This is a genomic window from Mesorhizobium ciceri biovar biserrulae (assembly GCF_001618845.1).
GTDB classification, from domain to species: domain Bacteria; phylum Pseudomonadota; class Alphaproteobacteria; order Rhizobiales; family Rhizobiaceae; genus Mesorhizobium; species Mesorhizobium ciceri.
The window spans coordinates 1984927-2008729 of the sequence record NZ_CP015064.1 but is presented as its reverse complement, the minus strand read 5'-3'; the positions used below and the strand labels follow the sequence as shown (position 1 = coordinate 2008729).

General features: G+C 64.1%; 21 protein-coding genes and 3 pseudogenes. 9 read left to right on the top strand and 15 right to left on the bottom strand.

Going from position 1 to position 23803, the window contains the following annotated elements:
• Positions 1-42 precede the first annotated feature (42 nt).
• Positions 43-266, top strand: a pseudogene (locus A4R29_RS35460) (type II toxin-antitoxin system RelE/ParE family toxin); the annotation flags it as partial.
• On the opposite strand, the gene A4R29_RS08960 reads toward A4R29_RS35460, so the two are convergent.
• The 10 genes from A4R29_RS08960 to A4R29_RS08915 all read right to left on the bottom strand — a co-directional run bounded on the left by A4R29_RS08960 (position 263) and on the right by A4R29_RS08915 (position 9507).
• Positions 263-727, bottom strand: a complete 465-nt coding sequence (locus A4R29_RS08960; protein ID WP_013532633.1) for a cytochrome c-type biogenesis protein — start codon at positions 725-727, stop codon at positions 263-265. The pseudogene A4R29_RS35460 and the gene A4R29_RS08960 sit on opposite strands and share 4 nt — an antisense overlap.
• Positions 724-2715 (bottom strand): heme lyase CcmF/NrfE family subunit, encoded by a 1992-nt coding sequence (locus tag A4R29_RS08955; RefSeq protein ID WP_024505285.1) that lies wholly within the window; start codon positions 2713-2715, stop codon positions 724-726. The genes A4R29_RS08960 and A4R29_RS08955 overlap by 4 nt, the downstream gene beginning before the upstream one ends.
• A gap of 32 nt (positions 2716-2747) precedes the next feature.
• On the bottom strand, positions 2748-3191 hold the full coding sequence (gene ccmE, locus A4R29_RS08950; protein WP_013532635.1) for a cytochrome c maturation protein CcmE: 444 nt from the start codon (positions 3189-3191) through the stop codon (positions 2748-2750).
• Positions 3192-3199: 8 nt separating this feature from the next.
• The gene (gene ccmI, locus A4R29_RS08945; protein ID WP_063171739.1) at positions 3200-4339 is read right to left on the bottom strand and encodes a c-type cytochrome biogenesis protein CcmI; all 1140 of its coding nucleotides are present in this window, start codon (positions 4337-4339) and stop codon (positions 3200-3202) included.
• Between the two features lie 93 nt (positions 4340-4432).
• Positions 4433-4870, bottom strand: a complete 438-nt coding sequence (locus A4R29_RS08940; RefSeq protein ID WP_013532637.1) for a hypothetical protein — start codon at positions 4868-4870, stop codon at positions 4433-4435.
• 184 nt (positions 4871-5054) lie between these two features.
• Positions 5055-6488 carry an ATP-binding protein gene (locus A4R29_RS08935; RefSeq protein WP_024505287.1) on the bottom strand — a complete coding sequence of 478 codons (1434 nt, stop codon included), beginning with the start codon at positions 6486-6488 and terminating at the stop codon, positions 5055-5057.
• On the bottom strand, positions 6472-7137 hold the full coding sequence (locus A4R29_RS08930; RefSeq protein WP_013532639.1) for a response regulator transcription factor: 666 nt from the start codon (positions 7135-7137) through the stop codon (positions 6472-6474). Before A4R29_RS08930 ends, A4R29_RS08935 begins: the two co-directional genes overlap by 17 nt.
• Positions 7138-7256: 119 nt before the next feature.
• Positions 7257-7559, bottom strand: coding sequence for a hypothetical protein (locus tag A4R29_RS08925; protein ID WP_013532640.1), 303 nt, complete (start codon positions 7557-7559; stop codon positions 7257-7259).
• A gap of 175 nt (positions 7560-7734) precedes the next feature.
• Complete coding sequence (locus tag A4R29_RS08920) at positions 7735-8142, bottom strand: DUF3168 domain-containing protein (protein ID WP_024505288.1); 408 nt, start codon at positions 8140-8142, stop codon at positions 7735-7737.
• Between the two features lie 198 nt (positions 8143-8340).
• Positions 8341-9507 (bottom strand): amidase, encoded by a 1167-nt coding sequence (locus tag A4R29_RS08915; RefSeq protein ID WP_244506933.1) that lies wholly within the window; start codon positions 9505-9507, stop codon positions 8341-8343.
• Between the two features lie 326 nt (positions 9508-9833).
• Between A4R29_RS08915 and A4R29_RS08910 the strand changes: the two genes are divergently transcribed.
• From A4R29_RS08910 to A4R29_RS34090, 6 genes and pseudogenes are all read left to right on the top strand, one after another.
• Positions 9834-10535, top strand: coding sequence for a GntR family transcriptional regulator (locus tag A4R29_RS08910; protein WP_024505290.1), 702 nt, complete (start codon positions 9834-9836; stop codon positions 10533-10535).
• 49 nt (positions 10536-10584) lie between these two features.
• Positions 10585-11727, top strand: a complete 1143-nt coding sequence (locus tag A4R29_RS08905) for a substrate-binding domain-containing protein (RefSeq protein ID WP_145923745.1) — start codon at positions 10585-10587, stop codon at positions 11725-11727.
• A gap of 58 nt (positions 11728-11785) precedes the next feature.
• A complete protein-coding gene (locus tag A4R29_RS08900) occupies positions 11786-13318 on the top strand; it encodes a sugar ABC transporter ATP-binding protein (protein WP_063171737.1) in 1533 nt (510 codons plus the stop codon).
• Positions 13315-14304: an ABC transporter permease gene (locus A4R29_RS08895; RefSeq protein ID WP_024505293.1), complete on the top strand. Its 990-nt coding sequence runs from the start codon at positions 13315-13317 to the stop codon at positions 14302-14304. Before A4R29_RS08900 ends, A4R29_RS08895 begins: the two co-directional genes overlap by 4 nt.
• Positions 14305-14309: 5 nt before the next feature.
• Positions 14310-15766, top strand: a pseudogene (locus A4R29_RS08890) (aldehyde dehydrogenase family protein).
• Between the two features lie 97 nt (positions 15767-15863).
• Positions 15864-16013: pseudogene (locus A4R29_RS34090) on the top strand (glycosyltransferase family 2 protein); the annotation flags it as partial.
• 97 nt (positions 16014-16110) lie between these two features.
• Here A4R29_RS34090 and A4R29_RS08880 read toward each other — a convergent pair.
• From A4R29_RS08880 to A4R29_RS08860, 5 genes are all read right to left on the bottom strand, one after another.
• Entirely contained in the window at positions 16111-16917 is an 807-nt protein-coding gene (locus A4R29_RS08880; RefSeq protein WP_024505295.1) for an ABC transporter permease, read from the bottom strand.
• Positions 16917-17750, bottom strand: coding sequence for an ABC transporter permease (locus A4R29_RS08875; RefSeq protein ID WP_013532644.1), 834 nt, complete (start codon positions 17748-17750; stop codon positions 16917-16919). The genes A4R29_RS08880 and A4R29_RS08875 overlap by 1 nt, the downstream gene beginning before the upstream one ends.
• 23 nt (positions 17751-17773) lie before the next feature.
• The gene (locus tag A4R29_RS08870; RefSeq protein WP_027162977.1) at positions 17774-18889 is read right to left on the bottom strand and encodes an ABC transporter substrate-binding protein; all 1116 of its coding nucleotides are present in this window, start codon (positions 18887-18889) and stop codon (positions 17774-17776) included.
• A 67-nt stretch (positions 18890-18956) separates the two neighbouring features.
• On the bottom strand, positions 18957-20051 hold the full coding sequence (locus tag A4R29_RS08865; protein WP_024505297.1) for an ABC transporter ATP-binding protein: 1095 nt from the start codon (positions 20049-20051) through the stop codon (positions 18957-18959).
• Between the two features lie 120 nt (positions 20052-20171).
• Complete coding sequence (locus A4R29_RS08860; RefSeq protein ID WP_013532647.1) at positions 20172-21068, bottom strand: LysR substrate-binding domain-containing protein; 897 nt, start codon at positions 21066-21068, stop codon at positions 20172-20174.
• 84 nt (positions 21069-21152) lie between these two features.
• Here A4R29_RS08860 and A4R29_RS08855 point away from each other — a divergent pair, with 84 nt between their 5' ends.
• Positions 21153-22772 (top strand): zinc-binding metallopeptidase family protein, encoded by a 1620-nt coding sequence (locus tag A4R29_RS08855; protein ID WP_063171735.1) that lies wholly within the window; start codon positions 21153-21155, stop codon positions 22770-22772.
• A complete protein-coding gene (locus A4R29_RS08850; RefSeq protein WP_013532649.1) occupies positions 22769-23701 on the top strand; it encodes a dimethylarginine dimethylaminohydrolase family protein in 933 nt (310 codons plus the stop codon). Before A4R29_RS08855 ends, A4R29_RS08850 begins: the two co-directional genes overlap by 4 nt.
• The last annotated feature ends 102 nt before the right edge of the window (positions 23702-23803 follow it).

Genomic DNA, 23803 nt, shown 5'->3' with positions numbered 1-23803 from the left:
CTTGTACACAACTCAGCACAAGGCTTTCATAAATGACAGCAAGCACGCCTGGCGGATCGTATTCGTGAAATGGGCCGAGGCCTTGGTGATATGGCGACGGGCCGGCCAGGCCGAGTAACAGGCACATATGAGACGTTCATCGGCCGCCTGCCCCACACCACATCATTGCCTATGAGTTGCGCCCGATCGCTGGCCGTCAGAGCGTCGTTATCCTGCGCGTCATTCACACGTCGCGGGACTGGCCCTCGGAAGAATGGCCGAGCTAATTGCCTAGTATCTTGTCCAGCGCCGCCTGTTCCTCAGTGGTCAGCGCATTGGTTGCCGTCGAGCGACGCGACCGCGCGGTCAGCACGATGAAAACGCCTCCCACCAGCAACAGCAGGACAGGCGTGCCCCACAGCAATGCATTGCGCAGGTCGAAACGCGGCTTGAGCAGCACGAACTCGCCATAGCGCGAAACCACGTAGTCCATGACCTGCTGGTCAGTGTCGCCGGCGACGAGGCGCTGACGCACGAGGACACGCAGGTCGCGGGCAAGGTCGGCATCGGATTCGTCGATCGACTGGTTCTGGCAGACCATGCAGCGCAAGCCTTCCGAAAGCGCCCGAGCCCGCGCCTCAAGTGCAGGATCAGGCAGCATCTCGTCAGGCTTCACCGCCAAGGCCGTGCCGGCAAAAAACAGCGCCAGCAGCAGGATAATGGAGGTCAGCGAAAGCCGTGCGTTCATGGCAGGGTCGCGGATGGCACCACGCTCGCCTGCTTGCGCCGTCGCGACGGCGCGCCGACGCGCAGGCGCCGGTCCATCAGCGACATCGCCGCGCCCGCCATCATCATCAGGCCACCGCCCCAGATCAACGTCACCAGCGGCTTCCACCACAAACGCACGACGACCGAACCATCTTTGCCCTCGTCGCCGAGCGAGATGTAGAGCTGCGAGAAACCGATCGTCCTGATGCCGGATTCCGTCGTCGTCATCTGCCGCACCGGATAAAACCGCTTGGCGGAGCTGATTTCGCCAACAGGGCTGCCGCTGACGCCGATCAGCTCGAAGCGGCCGCGATCCTCGCTGTAATTCGGTCCCTGGGCCGGATAAAGCCCGACGAAACGCAGCGTATGGCCGGACAGTTCGACGGTCTCGCCGGCATGCATCGACAGGATCTTCTCGGTGCCGAAGCAAAGTGTGCCGACGATGCCGAGCGTGGTCAGGCCGAGGCCGAGGTGAGCGAAGGCTGTGCCGAAGACCGAACGCGGCAAGCCGAGCAAGCGCCGGACCATGATCCCCGTTGCGACGGTCCGAAAGCCCGATTTGACGGCGAGATCGGTGAGCGCGCCAAGGATCAGCCAGACGGCAAGGCCTACGCCCAGGGCTGCGAACACCGAGGCGCCGTCGATGAACAGAGCGGTGACCAGCGTCGCCAGCAGCGCCGCTGCAAAGGCCACCATCAGGCGCTGCGCGACGGCGAAAACATCGCCGCGCTTCCAGGCCAGCAACGGCCCGAACGGAACCACGAGCAGCAGCGGCACCATCAGCGGCCCGAAGGTGAGATTGAAGAACGGCGCGCCGACCGAGATCTTGTCGGCTGAAAAGGCTTCGACAGCGAGCGGATAGAGTGTGCCGACAAGCACGGTCGCCGTCGCCGTGGTCAGGAACAGATTGTTGAGGACGAGTGCCCCTTCTCGGGAAATCGGGTGGAACAGGCCGCCGGTCGTCAACCGGGAAGCGCGCAGCGCAAACAGCGCCAGCGAGCCGCCGATAAACAGCGTCAGGATGCACAGGATAAACACGCCCCGGGTCGGATCGGTGGCAAAGGCGTGCACCGAGGTCAGCACGCCCGAACGCACGAGGAAGGTGCCGAGCAGCGACAGCGAAAAGGTCAGGATGGCGAGCAGCAGCGTCCAGATCTTCAGCGCCGAGCGCTTTTCCATGACAATGGCCGAATGGAGCAGCGCGGTGCCCGCCAGCCACGGCATGAAAGACGCGTTCTCGACTGGATCCCAGAACCAGAAACCGCCCCAGCCAAGTTCATAGTAGGCCCAGTATGATCCCATGGCGATGCCGCCGGTCAGGAACATCCAGGCGACCAGCGTCCACGGCCGCACCCAGCGCGCCCACGACGCGTCGATGCGCCCTTCGATGAGAGCGGCGACCGAGAAGGAAAAACAGATCGAGAAGCCGACATAGCCGAGATAGAGGAACGGCGGGTGGATGGCGAGGCCGAGATCCTGCAGGATCGGGTTGAGATCGCGGCCTTCGATCGGCGCCGGGTTGAGCCGGATGAACGGATTGGACGTCGCCAGGATGAACAGGAAGAAGGCGGCGCCGATGGCGCCTTGCACCGCAAGCACATTGGCGCGCAGCGTCGCCGGCAGGTTGGAGCCGAAAGCGGCGACGAGTGCGCCGAAGAAGGTCAGGATCAACACCCAAAGCAGCATCGAGCCTTCATGATTGCCCCAGGTTCCGGTGATCTTGTAGATCAACGGCTGCAAGGAATGCGAGTTTTCCCACACGCTTGCCACCGAGAAATCGGAGCTCGCATAGGCACTCGCCAGCGCTGCGAAAGACAGCGCCGTCAAGGCGAAGCCGGTCACCGCGACCGGGCCGCCGACGGCCATCAGGCGCTGGTTGTTCAGGCGTGCGCCAAACAGCGGCACGAGCGTCTGCACCAGCGAAAGCGCAAACGCCAGGACGAGGGCGAAATGTCCGGTTTCAACCATGCCCGTGATCCACTGTCGCTCTCCTGCCGGAGCTATTCACTCTTGCTCTCCTGCCACACGCCCTTGGCCTTGAGGCCGTCTGCAACCTCCTTGGGCATATAGCGCTCATCATGCTTGGCCAGCACGCTATCGGCAACAAAAACCCCGTCCGGGCCGAAACTACCCTCGGTGATGACGCCCTGCTCTTCGCGGAAAAGGTCGGGCAGGATGCCGGTATAGGTGACCTTGACCGATTTGTGCGTGTCGGTGACCGAAAAGCCGACCGTGGCCCCCTGCCCGCGCTGGATCGTGCCTTTTTCGACCAATCCACCCAACCGGATGCGCTGGCCAGGCTGGACGCTTGCCGTGGTGAGATCGGCCGGCATGTAGAAATAGGAGGCCTTCTGGCCAAGCGCGTAGAAAGTCAGCCCGGTCGCGGCACCCAGGAAGACCAGGCCGCCCGCGATCACCGACAATCGTTTCTGCTTGCGCGTCATGTCTTGTTCTACTCCGTCGCCGCAAGCCCAAGCGAAGCGGCAAAGGCGGTGAATTTCTTCGCCTGGTCACTGTCGGCCCCAAAGACGGCAATGGCGCGACCGAGCGCCTGACGCGCCTGATCGGCCTTGCCAAGCACGACATAGGAACGAACGAGCCGCATCCATCCTTCCGGGTCGTGCGGATTTTGCCGCAGTTTGTCGTCAAGGCCGGCAACCATGGTGTTGATCATGGCTTCCCGATCCTTCGGCGACATCGAGGATGCGGCGTCGATATCGCCGGCATCGGGGCCGTTGGCGGCGCCGCCGGAAGCCACTTCGGGGTTGCGGGACTTGGCCAGCGCCTGCTCGACGGCACCGCGCCATGGCGAGTCCGGCGGCAATCTGCCCAGCATCGCCTGCCATGCCGTGGTCGCTTCCTTGGCGCGACCCTCCTGCGCCAACGCCATGGCCAGGTAGAAACTGGCCTTCGCATTGGCCGGATCGAGCTTCAGGGCTGCCTCGAAAGCATCTTGGGCATCGGCCGAGACAATGCCGCCTGCCGCGCCGGCGATCGCCTCTCCGAGACCTGCCTGGCGAACGGCGCTGTCGCCATCAAGCCGAATGGCGTTGCGATAGGCATCCGCCGCGTCGGAAAAGCGCTGCATGCGCAGATAGACCGGTGCAAGCACGTCCCAGCCCCTGCCATCGGTGGGATTGGCGGCCAGATGGGCTTCGGCCCGCGCCACCAGTTCGTCGACCGAACTGTCGGCGGGATTCTTGGCCAACCGCTCGCTGAGCGGTTGTGACGGCAGGTCGGGAGAGCCAAGCTTGACATAGAGCCCCCAACTGACCAGCGGCACCGCCAGCACGGCTACGGTTGCCACCAGCCTTGCGGTGGCCGGCGCTCGGCCCGCGTTTGCGCCGCCGGCGGTACCCGCATTGTCAAGGCGAAGGATGCGGCGAGCGATCTCGGCGCGGGCCTCGGCCGCTTCGGCCGGCTGGATCAAGCCACGCGCGGCGTCGCGGTCAAGCTCGGACAGTTGGTCGCGATAGACTTCGAGATCATGTTCGCCGCTCGACGACGCGCCCTTCGCGCTGGCGGCCAGCGGCAACAGCACCGCCAGGCTTGCACCCAGCGTGAGAATGGCGGCTATGACCCAGAACAGCATGGTTCTTCCAATAACGGCAGAGCTCTGCCGTGCCAACAGATGCATGCTGCGACGCTTTGACGACGCCAGCCGCCAATCGTCGGCAGACGGTCGTCAGGTCAGCGGTGTCCAGCTGCCATCGGCGTTGCGGCAAGCGGTTCCGCGCGCCGTGACTCCGGCGCCGCCGGAAAACACCGTCTGCGTGTACTGGCGGCAGTCCTGCGAACCGACGCGGTAGGGCTGGGCCGGAACCACCTCGCCGTAGCGCGAAGCCTGGGCGCCTTTCCACGTCACCTTCTGGCCGCTGGTCGTGTATTCCAGCGCTTTGTACTCAGCCTCGAGCGCGCTGCGCTTCTCGGTCTCGCTGAGGCCGTTGCCGATCGCCCCGCTGATGAGGCCGCCGCCCATCGCCGAAATGATCGTCGTGGTCACCTTGCCGCTGGAAGGAGGTGTCGAGGCCGGTGTCGCTGCCACGGTTGGACCCTTGCCGCTCAAGGTGGTGCAGCCGGAAACAGCCAGCAATGCGGAAACAAGCGCGACGCGAATCTTCATGCCAACAACCGGTTTTCTTGAGTTGGAGCCTGCCATGGATGCGCCGGGGGCCGCGTCATCGAGAAGTCGGCGTGGCCATAGTATTGATATTTGTCGGAAATTTGGCCGCTGGCCGCTGCGGGACCAATGGACATGCCGCCAACAACATCTCCCGCCCCTCTATGTCGATCGGCTCTGGTGAACATCACTGAAGGCTCCGCAATCGCACCACCGCCTTCAATCCGCCCATACCGGACCGTTCGAGCGCCAGAACGCCTCCATACTCGTTGACGAGGTCTGCGACAATGGCCAGGCCCAGACCTGTTCCGGGCTTTGTCTCGTCCAGACGCCGTCCGCGCTTCAGCGCCTCGCGCGCCTTGTCCTCGGGAATGCCCGGACCGTCATCCTCTATGCCGATCTCGAACAGGCCGGCCGGGTCGTCCTTGCCGGTCAAGGGCACGATCGAGACCTGCACCGCGCTCTTTGCCCATTTCATCGCGTTTTCAAGGAGATTGCCCAGCAGTTCCTCAAGGTCCTCACGCTCGCCGGCGAAGACGATCTCGGCCGCCGGCAGCGACAGCGACAGATTTGTCTGCGGATTGAGCTTCCGCAGAACCCGCACCATGCGCTGCACCAGCGGCGTCACCGGCGTGCGGTAGACCACGCTGTCGCGTTGTGCCGCGACGCGGGCGCGCTGGAGATAGTGTTCGACCTGCTTCTGCATGGAAGCGGCCTGTTCGGCGATCAACTGCCCCTTGGCGCCGCCGAGCGCGCGGCCCTCGTTGAGCAGTACCGCCAGCGGCGTCTTCAGCGAATGGGCGAGATTGCCGACCTGTGTTCGCGACCGCTCGACGATGCGCCTGTTGTTTTCGATCAGCGCATTGGTTTCGTTGGCAAGCGGTTCGATCTCGGCCGGGAAGCGGCCGTCGAGCCTCTGGGCGGTGCCTTCGCGCACCATGGCGAGCGCGTTTCTGACCCGGCGCAGCGGCTGCAGGCCGAGCAGGATTGCGATCGCGTTGATGGCGATCATGCCGACGCCGAACAGGCTGAGATAGGTCAGCAGGCGGCGCTGAAAGGTGGCGATTTCCTGTTCGAGTTCGCTCTGGTTGCCCATGACGCGGAAACGCGCGGCGCGGTTCTTGGCGTCGAGGACGAATTCGCTCTCGAACACTTCGAGTTGCTCGCCGTCGATGCCTTCGGCTGCGTAGCTGCGCTGGAAGCTCGCGTTGAACGGCACCTCGGCAACGCTCGGTGACGGGATCGTCGTGGTCATCGACGACGAATGGAGATCGCCATGCACGCCTTCCGAAGCGGGCTCAACCGACCAGTACCAGCCCGAATTCGGCTCCGAGAACCGGAGGTCGCCGAGATCTGGCGCGCCGGTCAGCGCACCGCTGTCGGAGATGCCGATCGAACCGATCAGGTTGAACAGATGCGCCGAAAGCAGGCTGTCGAAGCCGCGCTCGCTGGCCTGGCGGTATAGGGTGGTGATCAAGGTGAAGATGACAACGAGCGTCACGATCGCCCAGACCGTGGAAAAGGCGATGACGCGGAACGTCAGCGAACGCGGCCACAAACGCAGCGAAAGCGGCGTCCTTGCGGTTGGTTTGAGCGGTTCCGAGTTACGCCTCCGGCTCACGCATGCGGTAGCCCATGCCGCGCACGGTTTCGATCATGTCGATGCCCATCTTCTTGCGCAGCCGCCCGACAAACACCTCGATGGTGTTGGAATCGCGGTCGAAATCCTGATCGTAGAGATGCTCGACCAGTTCGGTCCGCGAGACGACCTCGCCCATATGGTGCATCAGATAGGCAAGCAGGCGGAATTCGTGCGACGTCAGCTTCAGCGGCACGCCGCCGACATCGGCCTTGGAGGCCTTGGTGTCGAGGCGCAGCGGTCCGCAGGTCAGCTCGGACGAGGCATGGCCGGCAGCGCGCCGGATCAGAGCCCGCAGCCTCGCCAGCACCTCCTCGATGTGGAACGGCTTGGTGACGTAGTCGTCGGCGCCGGCATCGATGCCGGAAACCTTGTCGCTCCAGCGGTCGCGCGCCGTCAGGATCAGCACCGGCATCTTGCGGCCGCCGCGTCGCCAGCGCTCGACCACGCTGATGCCGTCCATCTGCGGCAGGCCGATATCGAGCACGACCGCGTCATAGGGCTCGGTGTCGCCGAGGAAATGGCCTTCCTCGCCGTCGAAGGCGCGGTCGACGACATAGCCGGCATCGACCAGCGCATCCGATATCTGCCGATTGAGATCCTTGTCATCTTCGACGACCAGTACACGCATGCGGAGTTCGATACCTGTTGAAGAGCTTTGTCGGATGGAAGAGCTTTGTCGGATGGAAAACTGGGGCAGATATAGGCCGATTCCGGCGGCCTGGGAAACGTGGCCTAAGGTTGATTGGATCAGTTCAGCGGAACGACGATCTCGGAACGGCGCGGACGTTGTCCGTCCTTGCCCGGAACGAGCACGACGATGACACAGACAGGCTGACCGCCGCGCGTCGATTGCGAGGCCTTGGCCAGCGTTCCGCCATTCTGCTCAGCCACCTGTTGGCCGATGGCGTAGCAATCGGAGGCCGCCAGTACGATCGGACTGGCAAGGTCGGGCGGCGCGATGACCGGCATCGCCATCGCCTGCGACGCAAACAGCCCGGCAGCACAAAGCGCCAGTGTCGCGGTTCGGAAGTGGGAGCGAAGCGTTTTCATGACCGGCGTTGTAACGCATCGGTGCTGAACGTGAAATGAACGGTGAACGCCGCTGAAAACATCCTCGTCACACCCCTGCAACGCGAGACAGTCAACCTGGAATTTCACCGCCTCGAACAGGCGAAATCCCGCGAAAGTCCAGTCTAGACTCCGTTTTGACCATATTGAAAGCGCATCAGGCATTTTCCTGCGTCATCGCGCGAAAACGCAGCAGCCCGTGATGCACGAGCAGATCCTCGTCATGGCGGGCTTCGGCAAATTCCAGCGACAGTCGTGTCTGGCCGCGAGGGCCGATCACCAATGCTGCGTCGGCAAGGCGCGCCTGGATGGCGGCCATGATGGCTAGCGTTTCGGCATCCCCATGGGCTTTCGACCAGACATGCAGCGTAATCAACTGATCGTCGGTGTTCTGGACGCCCGTGTCCCAGTCGAAGGCACTGGTCTGGCCGCAAGTCACGTGGGGAAAGGCGGCATTGTCGGCTGGCTGTTCAAGCAATCCGGCGCCACCCAGCAGCGCCGACAGCGATGCGTCGCTTCTCAATCTCTGGAACAATGCCTGCTGCAAATCGCCGGACGCGGTCATTTGTCGTTTCCCCTCGTCTGCCAGGCCTCGAGCCGGCCTTTTGCGCTACCGGCAATTCGCGCGCAACGTAGCCGCACCGACAATCCTGCGCCAGATCACATGGGTCGTCTCGTCCGGATCATGAACGCCAGCGATTTCTAGAATACCACCCTGCTATGAACAGATTGGCAAGCCCGCCACCCTTGTAGACCGATCTGATCACCCCCGATCCGGATATTGCTGGAGCGCTCGCCGGCAAAGAGCCAGCAGGGCCATTTCGGAATTCCTCGGACCAAGGATCGAAATTCCGAACGGCAGTCCCTCCACCTCCGCGATCGGCATCGAAATCTGCGGCAGACCACTCAGCCCAGCCGTACAAAGCATCGAAATCGACCGGCTGCGATAGGCCTCCAGAGCCTCTCCCGCCATGCCCAGCGGCAAGGCGACCGAAGGGGCGGTCGGGAAAACCAGTGCGGTTCCTGAGCCAGCCAATGACGATAAGTGTTCCCGTACGACGGCTTTCCCGGCAAGAGCGGTTTCGTAGTCGGAGATCGGCACCCGCTCGGCCCAGTCGAAGCGCTGCCGCACTCCCTCGCCGAGGACCGGTCGGTGCTCGGTGATCCAGGCGCCGTGGTCGGCCCAGGCTTCGTAGGCCTGGATAGCGCGAAAGATTGGCCGCCAGGCATCGAAGCCATCCGGTGCGACCCGGACCTCACCGGCGATGTCGATGATCCGAAACAGCCGCTCGAGCACGTCTTCGAAGACGCGGCGCTCCAAGTGACCCAGCACGTAGCTGGCGATGTCCGTGGCGACGACGAGGCGGGTGATTGGCGGCGGAATGGTGTCCTCCGGCAGCAGCAGCCGGGCCACGGCCTCGTAGACACCGACGTCGCGCGCGAACCAGCCGACGGTGTCGAAGCTGCGCGCCAGCGGCTGCAGCCCAACCGTGTCGATGCGGCCATGCGTCGGCCGCAGGCCGATCAGCCCGCAATAGGAGGCTGGCAGCCTGATCGACCCTCCGGTATCGGTGCCGAGCGCTATATCGGCGAGGCCGGCCGCCACCGCGGCGACCGAACCCGACGACGACCCGCCCGGAATGCGGCCCGGTGCGCGCGGGTTCACCGGCGTGCCGTAATGCGGGTTCTCGCCATTCATCGAATAGGCGAACTCGTCGGTGTGGGTCTTGCCGATAAATCGGGCGCCGGCATCCAGCAATGTCTGGACCACTGGCGCCGTGTCGGGCTTGCCGCCGCTCCATTCGCGCCGCAGCGGATGGCCGCCGCCGGTGGGATAGCCCGCGACGTCATAGAGATCCTTCACCGCCAGGGTCAGGCCGGCGAGCGGTCCGCTTGCCGCCGAAGCGATCGGGATTGGCGGGTAATCCACGAAGGCCCCGACAGGATCATTCCGCAACAGCATCACGCCTCGCATCTAAAATTTTTGTTTGTGCTTCGTCCAAGCGCCTAATCGGTAAAAAGCCCACAACTCCGGGAATCTTGCCGACTTTCGCTACCAGACATCCATATTTGGAAACACATCCAGTCGCAAACTGAAATTTTAGTATGTTCATCTGTAAAAATATTATCTAATAAAAACAATTAATTGATATGCATACCGCATGCCTAATTTCCAAAAATGGCAAAAATTGGCTTGATCGCTGCGGTTGTTGGTGTTTAGCCTATGGCCACCGACCGCAGGCAAAGGGCGTCGAAATGGCAGCAAATGAAGATGATGAAGACGTCGTGGTGGATGCTTCCGTTCGCCGGAGCCGCGCCGAATTCGTGTTCGAAGCGCTGCTGAAGGCGATCGTGCGGGTCGACCGTCGGCCGGGCGATCTGCTGCTCAAGGACGACATCGCCAGGGAGCTCGGCGTGTCGCGACAGCCGGTGACCGATGCGATCAACCGCCTGGCTGGGCTGGGGCTCGTCACGGTGATCCCGCAGGTCAATTCCTACGTTTCGCGCATCTCACCGGCCGACGTGATCGAGAGTTCGTTCCTGCGCAGCGCCGTCGAGGCGCAGATCGTGCATGAACTCGCATCCCATCCGAAAAGCGCTGTCGTGACGGCACTGCGCAACCAATTGCTGGAACAGGTCCAGCTTGTGGCCGCCGGCGACGTGGACGGTTTCCACGACGCGGATGACGCCTTCCACCGCATGCTGGTGGAACTCGCCGGCTTGCCGGGTCTCTGGGACCAGATCGCGGCGGCACGACTGCACCTGGTGCGCGTGCGCCGGCTCGGCCTGCCCCGCCCCGGTCGTCTCGCCATCTCCTACGCCGAGCACTCGATGGTGGTCGACGAAATCGAGGCCGGACGGCCTCGCAAGGCGGCAAACACCATCGCCCATCACATTCGCTACAACGAAGGCGAACTGCGACGGCTTCAGAAGGACCTGCCGCAATATTTTCTTTGAAAAACTGAAGCGGAATCAACCGCTCAGGGGAACTATACGGAGAACACTCGTGACCAGACCGTCTCGCCTTCGTCCACTCGCACTCGCTTTGTTGCTGTCGGCCGCGCCCATGGCGGTCGTCGCCGCCGACATGCCGCCGGAAGCCGCCGAACTGATGGTGCCGCTGCCGTTGTCGCCGACCGGCCAGCCGGTGGTCGGCTTCCCCGATGGCGTACCGGCCAGCCCCGCCGCCTCATTGACCTTCACGGCAGACGAGCTGGCGAAGCTCAAGGCCGGCAGTTTCACCGCCGGCATTGCGATGCAGGCGATGGACTCGCCCTGGAACACTTTGCAGGTCGAGGCGCTGAAGAAGACACTCGACGAGTACGGCATCAAGGTCGTGGCGGTCACCGACGCCAAGCAGGCGCCGACCGCCCAGGCCGACCAACTCGAAGGCATGATCGCCCAGAAGGTCAATCTGATCTTCTCGGTGCCGATCGACCCCAAGGGCCAGGCCGATGCCTACAAGCGGGTCTCCGAAAGCGGCGTGAAGATCGTGTTCATGGACAATGTCGCCTACGGCATGGCGCCCGGCAAGGACTACGTCACCGTGGTCGCATCCGACAACGAGCAGAACGCGGTGTTTGCCACCGACGAGATGATCAAGGCGATCGGCGGCAAGGGCGAAGTCGGCCTGATGACCTACATCCAGGAATCCTACTATTCGATCGCGGCACGCGTTGCCGGTTTCGAGAAGTCGGTCGCCGCCCATCCCGGCGTCACCGTGGCGGCACGCGAAAAATTCACCCAGCCGCGCGAGGCCTATGACAAGGCGGTCGCCATGCTGACCGCGCATCCTGATATCAAGGGCATCTTCGCGGTGTGGGGCGACCCGGCCATGCAGACGCTTGCCGGCGCCGAGTCGCTCGGCCGCAACGATCTCGTCGTCACCACCAACGATCTCGGCCCGGACAGCGCACTCTACATAGCCCGCGACCAGATCATCGCCATCGGTGCGCAACTGCCTTACGATCTCGGCATAGCCGAAGCCCAGGCAGGTGCTGCCGCCCTGCTCGGCAAGCAGGTGCCGCCTTACATCTCGTTGCCCTCGCTGCGGGTGAAGAAGGCCAATCTTCTGTCGGCCCTCAAGCAGGTGACCAAACAGGACGTGCCGGAAGATGTCGTCAAGGCCTGTGCCGGCGCCTGCTACTGATCTCGATCCCGGGCGGCGGGCCGACCCGCCGCCCATATCGCCTCTTTTGGGAATCGCCATGTCCGCTGCCGACAATCCCCTGCCCACGCTGGTTTCCATGCGTGGCATCGTCAAGCGGTTCGGCGCCAACACCGTGCTGCGCAACGTCGATTTCGAGGTCCGGGGCGGCGAAGTCCACGCCTTGCTCGGCGAGAACGGCGCCGGCAAGTCCACATTGATGAAAGTGCTGCTTGGCATTCACGCGCCCGATGAAGGCACGATCCTGGTGCGCGGCGAACCGTTGGCCTCCATTTCGACGCGCGCGCGCCTCGAAGCCGGCGTGGCGATGATCTTCCAGGAATTGAGCCTGGTGCCAGCGATGAGGGTCGCCGACAATCTGTTTCTTGGCCGCGAGCCGCTGCTGTTTGGCGGGCGCATCGACCGCCGCCGCATCCGGCGCGAGGCAGTCGAACTGATCGCCGGGCAAGGCTTTGCGCTCGATCCGGACGCGCTCGTCGAAGATCTGCCGTTCGCGGCGCGCCAGCAGGTCGAAATCCTCAAGGCGCTGTCGCGCGGCGCTTCGGTGATCGTCATGGATGAACCGACCTCGTCGCTTACCGTGCGCGAAGAAGAGGTGCTGCATGCCACCATCGCCCAACTGCGCGCCACAGGCATCGGCGTCGTCTATATCAGCCACCGCATGTCGGAGATTTTTCGCGTCGCCGATCGGTTGAGCATCATCAAGGACGGCCATATCCAGGGACCGTTTGCCACCGAGCAGATCACCATACCCGAGGTGTCGCGGTTGATGGCGCGGTCGGCCTCCATCGTGGTGATGAAGCCGAAGGCACGACGCGAACCGGGCGAAATCGTCCTCGAGGTGGTTGACCTCGGTACGGCGCGAAAGCTGCGCGATGTCGGCCTTGCCGTGCGCGCCGGCGAAATTGTCGGCATCGCCGGCCTTGTCGGCAGCGGCCGCTCGACGCTTGCCAAGGCACTGTTCGGGCTGATCCCGGATGCGCGCGGCGACGTACAGCTCAGCGGCCGCGAGATCGGCGCGTTGGCGACGCCGCCGCGCATCCGCGCAGGCATGGCGCTGGTGCCGGAGGACCGAAGGGCCGAAGGGCTGGTCGCTCAACACAGCCTGGCCGCCAATGTGGCTCTGCCCAATCTGGCCGAACTGACGTCGCGCTGGCCGGGCGTCTTGTCGTGGCGGCGCGAGACCGAGATGTTCCTCAGCTTTCGCGATGCGCTGCACATCGCCTGCCGCGAGCCCGGTCAACCGGCTTCGGAACTATCGGGCGGCAACCAGCAGAAGGTGGTGTTCGCAAAGTGGTTTGCCAGCAATCCAAAACTGCTGATCCTCGACGAGCCGACGGCAGGCGTCGACGTCAACGCCAAGGCGGAAATGCGGACGCTGGTGCTGCGGGCTGCCGAAAAGGGCATGGCGGTGCTGCTGATCACCTCTGAACTCGATGAACTGGCCGGTCTCGCCGACCGGCTGATCTATATGGTCGACGGCCGGCTGGTGCCGGGCGAGGCCACACCGCGCGGCGAGGAAGAAATCCGCACCGTGCTGCAACAGCTCGCCACCATACACGAGGCCGCATGACCAACTCGATCCTCACCCCAGGCCTTAGCTCCGACATGGCCGCCGCCAGACGTGCATTCGCCTGGCAGAGAGCGAAACGCCTGGCTCGCGACCACATCACCTTCATCGTCTTCGGACTGATCACGCTGTTCTTCATCCTGCACGCGCCCAACTTCGCCTCGCTGGCGACGGCGAACGCCATCGGCCGCATCACCGCGGTGGTGTCGATCATGGCGGTCGGCATGACCATGGTGATCATGTGCCGCGAGATCGACCTGTCGGTCGGCGCGCTGGCCAGCCTTTCGGCCATGGTCGGCGCCATACTGATGCAGACCGGCATCACGCCGTGGCTGTCGATCCCGGTGATGACGGCCTTCGGGGCGCTGGTCGGGCTGATCAACGGCCTGATCGTCACCCGGTTGCGCATCCCCTCCTTCCTGGTGACGCTGGGCATGCTCAGCATCCTGTCCGGTACGGCACTCACGCTTACGGATTCGCTTCCGGTGCCGATCGGCGACCGCACGCTTGGCAAGATCATGGCCAACGGCACGCTGATCGGCCTGCCGGCTGCGGTGTGGTGGACGGTGGTGTTCGCGCTGGCCGGCATCTATGTGCTGCATCTGTCGGTGATCGGCCGGCAGATGGCGGCGACCGGCGGCAACGAAGCAGCGGCACGGTTTTCCGGTATCGACGTCGACCGCGCCAAGGTGGTGGCCTTTGCCATCTGCGGCGCCTGCGCCTCCTTCGCCGGCTACATGCTGGCGGCACGCGCTTCGGCCGGCAACCCTAGTGTCGGCGTCGGACTCGAGCTCAACGTCATTGCCGCGGTTATCATCGGCGGCACCAGCCTGTTCGGCGGCCGCGGCTCGGTGATCGGCTCGGTGATCGGCGCCATCTTCATCGGCATCCTTGCCTTCGGCCTGGTGGTCATCGGCCTCTCGACGACCATCCAGGAGATCGTCAAGGGCGTCATTATCATCCTCGCTGTTTCGTTGAACCGGAGATAACAGCCATGACCGCGCAAACCGGGCTGCCTATCGACGGCAAGATGTATATTGGCGGCCGCTGGACGTCTGGCCGGTCGACGCGCGCTATTGCCGTCTACAGCCCGGCGACAGAGGAGCTGGTCGGCAGCGTCCCGGAAGGCGTCGCCGGCGATGCCGAAGACGCGCTGAGAGCGGCACGCCATGCCCAGCCAGCCTGGGCGGCACTGCCGCCGATCGAACGCGCCCGAATGCTGCGCCGGCTCTGCGCCTTGCTGGAGCGCGATCGCGAAATCATTGCCCGCTGATCACCCTGGAGCAGGGCAAGCCGATCGCCCAGGCGCGTGGCGAAGTCGGCGGCGCCATCGGCTTCATCGAATTTGCCGCCGACAATGCCAGGCGCATCGAAGGCGACATCATCCCGTCCGATGCGGCGGGCGAGGAGATCTGGATCCGGCGCGTGCCCTACGGCGTGGTGGTCGGCCTGACCGCCTGGAACTATCCGGTGGCGCTGGCCGGCAGGAAGCTCGGCCCGGCGCTGGCGACCGGCAACACCATCGTGCTCAAGTCACACGAACTGACGCCGCTTTCCCTGCTCGAGATCGGCCGGCTCTGCGAGGAGGCCGGCATTCCCACCGGTGTCGTCAACATCGTCAGCGGCAGCGGGCGCGAAATTGGCGAGGCGCTGGTGCGCAGTCCGCACTCAGACCTCGTCACCATGACCGGCAGCGTACGCGCCGGGCGCGAGATCTATGCCGCTGCCGCCAAAAGCCTCAAGGTCATTCGCCTGGAACTGGGTGGCAAGGCGCCGTTCATTGTCATGGACGATGCCGACATCGATGCCGCGGTGGATGCCGCAATCATTGCCCGCTTCACCAATTGCGGCCAGATCTGCACCTGCAACGAGCGTATGTATCTGCACGAGACCATCGCCGACCGGTTCCTCGACAGTTTCGTCGCGCGGGCCGCGGCACTGCGGATCGGCAACCCGCTGGACGCGGTCGATCTGGGCCCCAAGATCAGCCGGCCCGAACTCGAAAAGGTCGAAGCCATGGTGGGCGAGGCCGTGCGAGGCGGCGCGGAGCTGCTGACCGGTGGCCATCGGCCGGAGGGGGATGCCTTCGCCAAGGGGCATTGGTTCGAGCCCACCGTGCTGATGGCACCCTCGAATGCGGCGCCAATCATGCAGCAGGAGATTTTTGGGCCGGTCGTGCCAGTCATGCGCGTCGCCGATTTCGACGAAGCGCTGCGGCTGGCCAACGAGTCCGAATTCGGCCTCTCCGCCTATCTGTTCACCGGCAGTCTCAACCGCGTCATGCGCTTTAACAGCGAAAGCGCCTTCGGCGAGCTCTACATCAACCGCACCTGCGGTGAGATGGTCCAGGGCTTTCATTCCGGCTGGAAGAGTTCGGGGCTGGGCGGCGAGGACGGCAAATACGGCTTCGATGCCTATCTGCGTAAGAAAACCGCCTACGTTGCGGCTTGATTGCCGCGGAGCGTGAATGTGGACACCCGGTTCCCGGTCACCTAACCTTGCTCCGTTCCTTGCCGGCTTCCGATCCACGAAGCAGCGGGTTGCGGGGCGTTTCGCCGTGCTTGCCGCCTGGTTCCTGTCGGTCGGTATGCTGCCGCGGCAAATGGCCATGGCGGTGCTGTCGTGGAAGCTTGACGCATCGTCCCGACCGACATTCCTTGCCAACCTGTCCAGGACAATCCGCCGCGCGATGGGGTAGCCCGACGCCCTCGCGGGCCGGGAAGAAATGTCCGGCAGGACGGGAGGGAGCGCTGTCCCCGGAGGCCTTCAGCGGGCCTGCGTTATGCTTTGCCTTCTCACTGCGCCCCGCGCTGCCTGGCCACGAAACTGCGCACCGCCAGCACCAGCACGGTGATGATGATCAGGATCACCGACAATGCCGCGATCGCCGGGTCGATGTTGTCGCGCAAGCCCATCCACATGAGCCGCGGCAGCGTGATGGCGTTGACAGAGGTGATGAACAAAGTGACGCCGATTTCTTCCCAGGACAGCACGAAGGAGAGAAGTGCGGCGGTGACGATGCCGAACTTGATGTTGGGCATGATGATGCGGGTGGCGCGCTCCCACACAGTGGCCCCTAAGCCCCGGGCGGCAAGGTCGATGCGGCGGTCGAGCTGGCTGAGCGAGACCAGCATCAGCACCGTGGCGAAGGGCACGGTCATCACCGAATGGGCCATGGCGACGCCCAGCCAGGTGTCGTAGCCGAAGAACGCGCTGAAACCCGAGATCGAGGTGAGCAAGAAGTAGAGCGTGATCGCCGAGACCACCGGCGGCACCACCATCGGCAGCAGCACGAAGCCGACCAGGGCCGCGGTGAAGCGCGGCTGGAACATCCAGACGCCAAGGCTGAAGCACAGCGCCAGCACAGTTGAAAAGGCACTGCTGACGACACCGATGCGGATCGAGAGCAGGATCGATTGGAGCCAGCGCGGGTCCTCGATCAGCGCCCGGTAATGGCGCAGCGACAGTTCGCCCGACGGCATGGCCAGCATGCGGCTCGGCGTCAGCGACACCGGGATGACGGCGAGCAGCGGCATCAGCAGGAACAGCGCCACGAAGGCGGCGATGATCAGCGAGACGGGACCGGGGCGGTAGGTCGGCATCAGATCAACTGCTTCGGTCTGACATATCGGAACAAGAGCGCCATCAGCGCGCCGACGAACAGCACCAGCACGACGCTGATCGCTGCACCCAGCCCCCAGTCCGGGCTCTGGAATATCCTGAGATAGATCAGCTCGGCAATCATGACGCTCCGGCCGCCGCCAAGGATCGCTGGCGTGACGAAGAAGCCGAGCGAGAAGACGAAAACGATCATCGCCGCGCCTATGATGCCGGAGCGCGTCATCGGCACGAACACCGTCCAGAAGGTGCGCATGCGGCTGGAGCCGAGCCCGCGCGCCGCCAGGAGCACGCGGTCGTCGAGGCTGCGCATGGCCGATGCCAGCGGAAAAACGGCGAAAGGAATGAGGAAGTGCGTCATGCCGACGATGACGCCGAATTCGTTGCGCACCAACGCCAGCGGTTCGGAAATGAAGCCGATCGCCTGCAGCCACGTGTTGATCAGGCCGCGATTGGAGAGCAGCGCCACCCAGCCGAAGGCACGGGTCAACACGGAAATCCAGAAGGGAACGAGAATGCAGAACTCGGCGATCAGGCGCTGTGCCGGGGTTCCACGCACCCAGACGACGGTGATGGCGTAGGCAGCGGCCACCGAGACCACGGTGACGACCGCCGCGATGCGCAGCGTGCGGATGAACACCGACTGCACCAGATCGTCGGTGAGCAGCGCCTCATATTGGCCGAGGCCGGGCGTCGGCAGCGTAAAACTCCATTTGACGACGCCAAGGAACGGCCAGGCATAGGCCAGGACAAGAAACAGGAGCAGCGGCGCCATCAACAGCGCCGCGCCCATCCTGTCGGAGAGATAGGATCTCATTGACCCGATTACCCCGGCCCTGATCAGGCCGAGATGATCTTGGTGTATTCGTCGAGCGCCGGCCCGTAGTTCTTGGCGTACCAGTCCATGTCGAGCGCGATCTGCTTCTTCATGTTCTCGGGATCGACCGGGTTGATGCGCTTCTTGTCGGCCGTGATCAGCGCGTCTGCCGCCGGGTTTGCAGGACCTTGGCCGAGCTTGTCGAACATGACCAACTGCTTTTCAGGGTCCTGGGCACTGGCGATGAACTTCATCGCAGCGTCCTTGCCGCCGGGGTTGTTCTTGAGCACGGCCAGCGCACCGGGCGAGATCAGTCCCTGGTCCCAGATGAACTTGATCTTGCCGCCCGAATCCTGCTCGATCAGCGAAGCGCGCGTCGACCAGACGATCGCCATCGAGGCCTCGCCATTGAGCAGCACGCTCTGGCTTTCGGCGCCGCCACCCCAATAGGCAACGACGTTTTCCTTGAACGCGGCGATCTTGTCATGGGCGCGCTTGAGGTCGAGCGGGTAGAGCGACGCCGGTGCGATGCCGTCGGCCAGAAGTGCTGCTTCCCAGCTCGATACGCCCCATTTGTAGAGCGAGCGCTTGCCGGGGAATTTCTTCACGTCGAAGAAATCGGCCATGCCGGTCGGCGCGTCCTTGCCGTACTTCTCGGAATCATAGGCGATGACATAGGAGAAGAAATAGGTCGAGGCGGCGTATTCCCAACCAAAGCCGGGCCGCATCTTCTTCTTGTCGACGATGTTGTAATCGATCGGCTCGAGAGCCCCTTGGGCGCCGAGCGTGATGGCCGAGAAGGGGTCTACGTCGACGAGATCCCAGGTCGGCGCGCCGCTCTTGAACTGCGCGGCGATGGCGCCTTCGGTCGGACCCGAACCGTCCATCTTGACGGCGATGCCGGTGTCCTTGGTGAAGGCCTGGCCATAGGCGGCATCATAGGCGGTGATGGCATCGCCACCCCAGTTGACCAGCACCAGTTCCTTGGCCTGCGCAAAGGCACCTGTCGAGCGCAGCAGCATCGGCGTGCCGGCCAGCACGAGTGCCGCCAGCTGTGTGAACTGCCGGCGCGAGATCTCGCCGCGACCTGCCCTGGCGGACAGGCTCTCGACGGCTTGTTTTTTGGTGTCATGTGTCATGTCAGTTCCCCTTTTTTGTTGTTGATAGTGCCGGAAAGCGGTGGAGCGACATCTCGCCACACCGTCGTCATTGCCCTCCATGAGGAAGGAGGAAACCCTTTTCCGCCGGCCAGGTGAGCCAGACGGAATTTCCCTTGCTGAGCGCTGCGGCCGCCACCTCGTTCGGCACCGACACGGTAACCTTGGCGCCTTGCCGTGTCGTCAGGTCGAGCCGCGTTGCAGCGCCCAGATAGGTGGAGTTGGTGGCGGTAGCGGCGATGCCATTCTCGCCATCCGCCGCCTCGCCCGATATCGACATGTATTCGGGCCGGATCGCCAGGATGGCATCGCCGCGCACGAGTTCGGCCTTGCAGCCCATGCTGACCGCACGGTCTTCGCACAGGCCGGTCGAGCCATTGCCGGCAGGCTTGACGCCCTTCAGCGGCAGCATGTTGATTTCGCCGAGGAACTCGGCGACGAAGCGGTTGTCCGGCCGGTCGTAGACTTCGTCGGGCGCTCCGACCTGCAGCAGTTTGCCGTGGTTGAAGATGGCAACGCGCGACGACAGCGCCAGCGCCTCGCTCTGGTCGTGGGTGACGAAGACGAAAGTGGTTCCGGTTTCCTGGTGCAGCCGCTTCATCTCGGCCTGCATCTGGCCGCGCAGGCTCTTGTCGAGCGCCGAGAACGGCTCATCGAGCAACAGCACGCCAGGTTCGAACACCAGCGCACGGGCCAGCGCCACGCGCTGCTGCTGGCCGCCCGATAGTTGCGCCGGCAGTTTCTTCTCGTGGCCCTTGAGACCGACGCGCTCGATCATCTCGCCGACACGGCGCTTGATGTCGGCGGCCGATTTCTTGCGCACCTTGAGTGGGAAGGCGATGTTGGCTTCGACGCTCATATGCGGGAACAGCGCGTAGCCCTGGAACACCATGCCGGCGGCCCGTTGCTCTGCCGGTCGGTCGGTGATGTCGACGCCGTCGCTGAACAGCTTGCCCTCGGTCGGCTGCACGAAGCCCGCAAGGATCATCAGGAAGGTGGTCTTGCCCGAACCCGACGGCCCGAGCAGGGTCAGGAACTCGCCACGGCCGATATTGAGCGACAGATTGTCCAGCGCACGGAACGAGCCGAAGCTCTTGCCGATCCCGATTGCCTTGATCTCTGCGGCACGGCCGGGTTGCTGCATACTGCCCTTTCCCTAACGCTTGTCGAAATCGTAGGCAGGGTGCCGGCTCACCGCAACCGAATAGTTTTCGCGTGATCGGCAAATTCCATTCATCTATGGCGAGATGGCGCCGCCTTGCCCTCAATACGGCAGAATGCGGTTCTCCTGGAGTTTCGACCGCAGCCATCCCGCGAACGCTTCCAGCACCGGATGCGAGGCCTTGGCGTGTTCGGAGACCAGGAAATAGGAGCGCGGCGACTTGATCGCGATGTCGAACGGCCTGACCAGCCGGCCCTCGCTCAGCGCCCGCCGGCTGGTCAGTTCGTCGCCCATGGCGATGCCTTGCCCGGCAATCGCCGCCGAAAAGACCAGGTTCATGTCGGAAAAGAAGATGCCGCCCTCGATGTCGGGGTTTTCCACCTTGGACAGCGCCAGCCAGCGCGCCCAATCCTCGGTGTCGTCGAGATGCAGCAGGTTGGCGCGCAGCACGTCCGACGGCCGGGAAAACCCGCCGACCTTGTTGAGCAGCGTCGGGCTGCAGAGCGGCGTGAACGAGATTTCGCAGAGCGGCTCGACCGCCCGGTTCGGCCAATTGCCGACACCAAACGCAATGAAGGCATCGGCATCTGCGTTGCTGACATCGTCGAGCCGGCGCGGCGTCAGGATGCGCAGCGCCACGTCAGGATACATCTGCCGGAACTCGCCGATATGGGTGCACAAGAACAGCGAGGCGAAGCCGGGCGTGCAACTGACGGCGAACGAGCCGCCGACGCCGGTGCCGGCGTCCCGCGTCACCGCATCGCCCAAAACGGTGAGCGCCTTGCGCACGTCGCTGGCGTAGCGCTGGCCGCGCGGCGTCAGCGCCACGCCCTTGCCGATGCGTTCGAGCAGGTCGAAGCCGAGATCGCGCTCCAGCAGACGAAGCTGATGGCTCACGGCGCTGCGGGTCAGGTGCAACTCGTCGGCGGCGCGCCAGACGCTGCCATGGCGGGCGAAGCTGTCGAGCGCACGCAGCGCTTGTGTGGATGGTATACGCAAGGAGCCTCAGGTGAACCGAATTTGCACGAACCGGGAAAACATATCACTTTTTAGCGAACCGCTTCACTGCTTTCTTCTCATGCCATGGAGAAACCGGTGGCCACCTCGGCGCAAGCAACCGCCCTTGCCTGTCTCGACGGCATCCAGCCGTTGTTGTCCGCGTGGACACGCATCATCTTCGATTACGGCGAGACCGCGTGGCGGGAATATCAATCCGCCGCCTGGTATGTCGAGCGACTGAAACTCGAAGGCTTTTCTGTCGAAGAAGGCTCCGGCGGCATGCCAACCGCCTTCTGCGCTCATTGGACCAACGGCCCCGGCCCGACCATCGGCATGTACGCCGAATACGACGCGGTGCCGGGCAATTGCCAGGATGCCGCTACGGTCGAGCGTCCGCGCCGGGGACTTGGCAACCAGGCCGGCGGCCACACCGACCCGCATTCCGGGCTGGGTATTTCGAGCCTCGGCGGGCTGCTGGCGACCAAGGCCGCGATGCAGCGCCACGGCATATCAGGCACGCTGCGCTTCACCGGCGAGCCGGCGGAAAAGGTGCGTGGGTCAAAGCCGATCCATGCCGCCAAGGGCTATTATGACGGCCTTGCCGGCATGATCTCCTTTCATCCGTTCTACATGCTGCCGCTCTGCAACACGGCGCGCTGGGACACGCATTGCGGCGCGGCCTACGCGATGATCTATCGCTTCATCTGCGACCAACCGGAGCGCTGGGCGCTGGCTGCGGGCGCTGCACCCATTCCGCAAGCACATTCGGCGGCGCGCGCGCCCGGCGCCAACGACGCATTGATGATGATGTACATGGCCTCCAAGGCTCTGCGCGATTCCATGCTGCCTCACCAGGGCGGCTGGTCGATCAGCGAGGCGATCCTGACGGCGGGGCAAGCGACCGCCGACAATTTGCCGGCGGGGCTGGCCGAGATTCAGTACATGATCCGCGTGCCGACGCTTGCCATGGCCGAGCAGGTCACCGCGGTGCTCGACCGCAATGCCGAGGCGGCGGCAGCGATGAGTGGTTGCCGCACCGAGCGGCATTGGGTGTCGAAGTCACGACCGGGACTTGCCAATCATGCCATGGCCGAGATCGCCTATGAAGCGCTGTCGACGGTCGGGCCGCCGCGCTGGGACGAAGACGCCAAGGCAGTCGCGCGCGAAATGCAGGTCAATGCCGGGCGCATGGCGAGCGACGAGCCGTTCATCGAAGAGCTGGAGCGCCTGATCGAGCCGCAGGCGGCGGAAGCGATCCTGCGCCGCGACCTGCCGCCCTCGCAGGTCAATTCGACCTCCGACGATTACACCGACATGAGCTGGCACACGCCGACGGCGCGCTTCTATGTCGCCCGCCCGGCACTGCGTTCGGAGACCGGCTATCCCTATCCAGCCTGGGTGATGAATGCGCTGGGCGGTATTTCGGCCACGATCGACCCGATGGTGGCCTGCGCCTCCCGCACGATCGCGCTCGCCGCCCTTCGCCTGCTGGAAGACCAGACTGCCCGCGAAGCGGCGATGGACGAGTTCGTTACCCGCACCGGCGGCGGCATCGGCGGTTCGAACTGGATCGCACCGCTTTGCGACTACGAGCCGCCGATCGGGTTTCGCTGGCCAGAATATGTCACCACCCCGCGTGGACGCGACTGGTGGATACCGAGCAATCAGACACCCCCAAGTCACCTCACGAGGAGCATCCCATGACCGTTCATGACCGCATTGTCGCCGAGCCGTTTTCGCTGCAGCGCCGCAACCCCGCCGGCGGCACCAAGCCGCTGACCGCCTGGGGTTTTGCCAACGAGACCGACGTGCTGACCGACGTCCTGCTCGGCTCGCCCAATTTCCTGCGTCATCTGTCGACCAGCTCGCTGTCGCGCAAGCACCTGCGCGAGGCGCCCTGCAACGTCCAGATCGCACAAGCACAGCACAAGGACCTGGTCGCCGCCTACGAGCATTTCGGCGTCAACATCCACTGGCACGAGCCGACGCCCGAGCTGCCGATGCAGGTCTATTCCCGCGATTCCAGCGTCATGACGCCCTACGGCGCCTTCATCACCGCCATGGCCAACTGGTGGCGGCGCGGCGAGAACTATGCCGCGATCCGCACCTACGAAAAGCTCGGCATCCCGATCTACGACATGGTCACGGCTGGTACGTTCGAGGGCGGCGACTTCAACGTCATCGAGGACGGCGTCGTGCTGATCGGCTGCGGCGGCGCCCGCACGCAGGAGGAAGGTGCGCGCCAGGTGCAGGCCTGGTTCGACAAGGAAGGCTGGGAAACCCGCATCGCTTTCATCGACGAATATTACGTCCATATCGACCTGATGGTGGTGCCGATCGCCGAAAAACTGACCGCCGTCTGCCTTGCCTGCACCGAGCCCGGCATTGTCGACTGGCTGAAGGGCAAAGGCCACGAGATCATCGACGTGCCGTTCCAGGACACGATGGCGCTCGGCTGCAACTTCATGTCGCTGGGCAAGGACCGCGTGATCGCGCCGACCTCCAGCCAGTCGCTGATCGGCCAGCTCAAGGCCCGCGGTTTCGAGGTCGCGGCCGTCGACATGAGCGAGATTTCGAAGACCGGCGGCGGCATCCACTGCATGGCGCAGGCGCTGAAGCGCGAACCGGCCTGAGCCGGCTCGCCCCTCAGCAACAAACCCGATACTGTGTCTTCGCTGCCCTTGTGAGTGCTGGAAAAATGGAGGAATAGTCTTGCGGAATGCATCGCCCTGAAA